This window comes from Streptomyces sp. PH10-H1 (assembly GCF_030063355.1).
GTDB lineage: Bacteria > Actinomycetota > Actinomycetes > Streptomycetales > Streptomycetaceae > Actinacidiphila.
In genome coordinates this window covers 78786-83400 of the sequence record NZ_JASISZ010000002.1, presented here as the reverse complement: position 1 = coordinate 83400, position 4615 = coordinate 78786, and the positions used below count along the sequence as shown (strand labels likewise).

At 70.9% G+C, this 4615-nt stretch carries 5 protein-coding genes and 1 pseudogene; 4 read left to right on the top strand and 2 right to left on the bottom strand.

Annotation, left to right across the window (positions count from 1 at the left end; all coding sequences use genetic code 11):
• Positions 1-46: 46 nt before the first annotated feature.
• Together QMK24_RS01625 and QMK24_RS01620 are read right to left on the bottom strand one after the other, a co-directional pair.
• Positions 47-622, bottom strand: a complete 576-nt coding sequence (locus QMK24_RS01625) for a TerD family protein (RefSeq protein WP_283463199.1) — start codon at positions 620-622, stop codon at positions 47-49.
• A 154-nt stretch (positions 623-776) separates the two neighbouring features.
• A complete protein-coding gene (locus tag QMK24_RS01620; RefSeq protein ID WP_283463382.1) occupies positions 777-1247 on the bottom strand; it encodes a PadR family transcriptional regulator in 471 nt (156 codons plus the stop codon).
• 27 nt (positions 1248-1274) lie between these two features.
• Here QMK24_RS01620 and QMK24_RS01615 point away from each other — a divergent pair.
• From QMK24_RS01615 to QMK24_RS01600, 4 genes and pseudogenes are all read left to right on the top strand, one after another.
• Positions 1275-1451 (top strand): annotated as a pseudogene (locus QMK24_RS01615) (carotenoid oxygenase family protein); the annotation flags it as partial.
• Positions 1452-1539: 88 nt separating this feature from the next.
• A complete protein-coding gene (locus QMK24_RS01610) occupies positions 1540-2304 on the top strand; it encodes an aquaporin (protein WP_283463198.1) in 765 nt (254 codons plus the stop codon).
• Between the two features lie 43 nt (positions 2305-2347).
• Complete coding sequence (locus QMK24_RS01605) at positions 2348-2959, top strand: TetR/AcrR family transcriptional regulator (RefSeq protein ID WP_283463197.1); 612 nt, start codon at positions 2348-2350, stop codon at positions 2957-2959.
• A complete protein-coding gene (locus tag QMK24_RS01600) occupies positions 2943-4583 on the top strand; it encodes an acyl-CoA dehydrogenase family protein (RefSeq protein WP_283463196.1) in 1641 nt (546 codons plus the stop codon). Before QMK24_RS01605 ends, QMK24_RS01600 begins: the two co-directional genes overlap by 17 nt.
• The last annotated feature ends 32 nt before the right edge of the window (positions 4584-4615 follow it).

Sequence of the window (4615 nt, the reverse complement as noted above, 5' to 3'; positions counted from 1 at the left end):
CGTGGGGCGCCCCTTCCGCTGGTCACTTCGCCTCAGTGGCGACAGGTCAGAGGTTGACGCCGAAGTCTTGCGCGATACCCCGCAGACCGGAGGCGTAGCCCTGGCCGACGGCGCGGAACTTCCACTCCGCGCCGTTGCGGTACAGCTCGCCGAAGACCATCGCGGTCTCGGTCGAGGCGTCCTCGGTGAGGTCGTAACGCGCCAGTTCGTTGTTGTCCGCCTGGTTCACCACGCGGATGAACGCGTTGCGGACCTGGCCGAAGCTCTGCTGACGGCTCTCGCCCTCGTAGATCGAGACCGGGAACACGATCTTGTCGACCCCGGCGGGGACGGTCGCGAGGTTCACCTTGACGGCCTCGTCGTCGCCTTCGCCCTCACCCGTGAGGTTGTCGCCCGTGTGCTCGACGGAGCCGTCCGGGCTCTTGAGGTTGTTGAAGAAGACGAAGTGCTTGTCCGAGACGACCTTGCCGGTCGTATCGACCAGTAGCGCACTCGCGTCCAGGTCGAAGTCGGTGCCGGTCGTCGTGCGCACGTCCCAGCCCAGGCCGACGGTGACCGCCGTCAGTCCGGGGGCCTCCTTCGTCAGCGAAACATTGCCGCCTTTGGAGAGGCTGACACCCATGATGGACTCCCTGCTCAATCCGGCGCGGGCCGCGCCGCTTGACGATTCCTTTACCCAATAGCTCCAACGGACACCACCCTGCCCCGGTTCCCGTCGGCCTGCCACCGTTCGGCCGCGCTCGGCCACCCTTCCGCCGCGCCCAGCGCTCGGCCGGTCAGCCGATCGGCCGCGGCCGGGCCGCAATCTGGTCGGCGGCCCACAAGGCCCACTCCTCCTGCATCGCGGTGAAGCGCAGCCCGTACTCCAGGGCGAGCCTGCCGTAGACGGAGGGCTGGTCATCGCCCCAGTCCACCGCCGCCTCCAGCTCCTTCAGGGAGGCCCGGTGATCGGCCGCCCGGGATGCCTCATTCGTGAGATACGCGCACGCCTCCACCGGAGTGAGAACGCCCAGGAAGAAGACCCGCAGCAACGTTTCACTACGGCGCACCCGGTCCGGCTCCGTCTCGGTGAGCCAGCGGCGCAGCTCGGCCAGCCCGTCGTCGGCGAGGGCGTACTCCTTACGGCCGCGCGGCCCTTCGGCGGCCACTTCCAGCAGGCCGGTATCGGCGAGGCGCCCCAGCTCGCCGTAGACCTGGCTCTGCGTGGCAGGCCAGACATTGGCGAGGGAGGTCTCGAACAGCTTCATCAGGTCGTAGCCGCTGGCCGGGCGTTCGACGATCTCCCGGGCGGCCCCGGCTGGCTCCTCACGTATGTGTACGACGCCGACACCGGCACCAGCGATCTGGTGGTCCTGGACGCCGAGCGCCTCGCCGCCCCGCCGGTCGCCACCATCCACCTGCCCCAGCGGGTGCCCTTCGGATTCCACGGCAACTGGCTCCCCGACCAGTGATCAGCCGGTGATCGGCCGACGATACCGAACAGATCTAATTTTCCAATATACGGAAACAATTTTCCGAAACTGCGGCCAGAATCATGGCATGCAGACACAGGGCGCGGATGTGCACGCAGCCACCACGCGGACCGCGCGGACCGCGGCCAGGACCGGCGTCCCGCCCGTCAGAAAGGCCGCCGCTGAACTGGTCGGCACCGCCGCCCTGGTGGCCATCGTGGTCGGCTCCGGGATCCAGGCCAGCCGGCTCAGCCATGACGTCGGGATCCAGCTGCTGGCCAATGTGCTGGCCACCGCGCTCGGACTCTGGGTGCTGATCACCCTCCTCGCCCCCGTCTCCGGCGCACACCTCAACCCGGTGGTCACCCTCGCCGACTGGTGGACCGCGCGCGGCGGCCCTGCCGCGCACCGCGGCCGGACAGTGGCGCTGTACATCGCGGCGCAGACCACCGGCGCCATCACCGGATCGGTCCTCTCGGCCGCCATGTTCGACCGCCCGCTGATCAGCTGGTCCGCGCACGATCTCTCGGCCGGGCATCTGCTGCTGGGCGAGGTCGTGGCCACCACCGGCCTCGTACTGCTGGTCACCGGCCTGACCCGTACCGGCCGCCCGCAGCTGGCGCCGACCGCCGTCGCCACCTACATCGGCGCCGCCTGCTTGTTCACCTCCTCCAGCTCCTTCGCCAATCCCGCCGCAACGGTCGGCCGCTCCTTCACCGGCACCTTCACCGGCATCGCCCCCGGCTCACTGCCCGGCTTCATCGCCGCCCAGCTCACCGGCACCGTCCTCGGGCTGGCCCTGGCCGCCGTGCTGTTCACCGACGTGCCGGCCGACAAGCCGCGGAAGCCGTGATGAAGCCTTGATGAAGAACTGAATCGCTGCTTCACTTCTACGTATGCCCTACCGCAGGACCCCCGCCGTCCAGGCGCGCCTCGACGCCCAGCGTGACGCCGTACTCCACGGAGCGGTGGAGCTGCTCGCCGAACGTGGATACGCCGCCTGCTCGGTGGCCGCGGTCGCCGAACGGGCCGGTATCGCGGCCGGCAGCGTGTACCGCTCGTTCCCCAGCAAGGCCGACCTCGTCGCGGAGCTGTTCCGGGTGGTCGTCGGCCGGGAGGTCGAGGCGGTACGGGCGGCCGCGAACCGCCCCGCCGCCTTCCACGACCGGGTCGCCGCGATCGTGGAGACCTTCGCCGGGCGGGCACTGAAGTCACCGCGGCTGGCCTACGCGCTGCTCGCCGAACCGGTCGACGCCGCCGTCGACGCCGAACGGCTGGTCTTCCGCCGCGCGTTCCGCGATGTGATCGCGGAACAGATCACCGAAGGCGTCGCCTCCGGACGGCTGCCCGCCCAGGACCCGAATCTCACCGCCGCCGCCCTGGTGGGCGCCGTCGGAGAAGCCCTTGTGGGCCCCCTCGCCGACGGCGGCGCGCCCGACGACCTGATCCCCGCCCTCGTCTCCTTCACCCTGCGCGCCCTGGGAGGACGCAATGCCGCCGACACATGAGGTCACCAACCAGGCACCGCCGCTGACCGGCCACGACGTCGCCGCCGACCCCGCCCTCATCGAGGGCCTGCACCGCGAGGGAGCCGGCTGGGCCGAGGACGAACTGCACACCCTGGGAAAGCTCGCGGGCACCGAGCACGCCCAGGAACTCGGCCGCCTGGCCAACGAGAACGAGCCGGTCCTGCGCACCCACGACCGCTACGGCAACCGCATCGACGAGGTGGAATTCCATCCCGCCTGGCACGAACTGATGGACACCGCCGTCAGCCACGGTCTGCACGCCGCCCCCTGGCGCGACGACCGGCCCGGCGCGCATGTGGCCCGCGCCGCCAAGTTCTACGTGTGGAGCCAGGTGGAGCCCGGCCACATCTGTCCCATCTCCATGACCTACGCCGCCATCCCCGCCCTGCGCGCGAACCCCGAACTCGCCGCCGTGTACGAGCCGTTGCTCGCCTCCCGCGACTACGACTTCGGGCTCCGCACCCCCACCGCCAAGCGCGGCCTCATCGCCGGCATGTCGATGACCGAGAAGCAGGGCGGCTCCGACGTCCGCACCAACACCACCCGGGCCGTCCCGGCCGGCGGTGCGGGATCCGACGGCAGCTACGTGCTGACCGGCCACAAGTGGTTCACCTCCGCGCCCATGTCGGACGTCTTCCTGACCCTCGCCCAGGCCCCCGGCGGTCTCTCCTGCTTCCTGCTGCCACGCGTACTCCCCGACGGCAGCCGCAACCGCATCCAGCTGCAGCGCCTCAAGGACAAGCTCGGCAATCGCTCCAACGCCTCCGCCGAGATCGAGTACGACGGCGCCCTCGGCCATCTGATCGGCGAGGAGGGCCGCGGCGTCCGCACCATCATCGACATGGTCAACCTCACCCGCCTGGACTGCGTCCTGGGCGCCGCCACCGGCATGCGCGCCGGCCTGATCCGGGCCGTCCACCACACCGCGCACCGGCAGGCGTTCGGCGCCCCGCTCATCGACCAGCCGCTGATGCGCAACGTCCTGTCGGACCTCGCCGTCGAATCCGAGGCCGCCGTCACCGTCGCGCTGCGCCTGGCCGGCGCCACCGACCGTGCGGCGCGCGGCGATGCCGCCGAGGAGGCCTTCCGGCGCCTGGCGCTCGCCGTCACCAAGTACTGGGTGTGCAAACGCGGTCCGATGCACGCCGCGGAAGCCCTCGAATGCCTGGGCGGCAACGGCTACGTCGAGGAGTCGGGCATGCCCCGCCTCTACCGCGAGGCCCCGCTGCTGTCGATCTGGGAGGGCTCGGGCAACGTCTCCGCCCTCGACGCGCTGCGCGCGATGGCCCGTCAGCCCGAGTCCGTCGAGGCGTTCTTCGGCGAGGTCGAACGGGCGGCAGGCGCCGACCGCCGCCTGGACGCGGCCGTGGCGGACCTCAAGAAGGAACTCGGCGACCTCACCGACCTCGAATTCCGCACCCGCCGCATCGTGGAGTCGATGGCGCTGGTCCTGCAGGGCTCCCTGCTCGTGCAGAACGGCAGCCCGGCCGCCGACGCCTTCTGCGCTTCCCGGCTCGGCGGCGACCACGGCCGCGCCTTCGGCACCCTCCCCGCCGGCACCGACACCGCGCCCCTCATCGAACGCGCCCGATACCTCGCATGACCACCCCCGCCGAACCCTCCACGCCCTCCACC

Excerpts from the sequence above, each read along its gene's own strand:
- QMK24_RS01625 (WP_283463199.1), bottom strand. The coding sequence starts at position 622 with ATGGGTGTCAGCCTCTCCAAAGGCGGCAATGTTTCGCTGACGAAGGAG.
- QMK24_RS01620 (WP_283463382.1), bottom strand. The coding sequence starts at position 1,247 with ATGAAGCTGTTCGAGACCTCCCTCGCCAATGTCTGGCCTGCCACGCAG.
- QMK24_RS01610 (WP_283463198.1), top strand. The coding sequence starts at position 1,540 with ATGCAGACACAGGGCGCGGATGTGCACGCAGCCACCACGCGGACCGCG.
- QMK24_RS01605 (WP_283463197.1), top strand. The coding sequence starts at position 2,348 with ATGCCCTACCGCAGGACCCCCGCCGTCCAGGCGCGCCTCGACGCCCAG.
- QMK24_RS01600 (WP_283463196.1), top strand. The coding sequence starts at position 2,943 with ATGCCGCCGACACATGAGGTCACCAACCAGGCACCGCCGCTGACCGGC.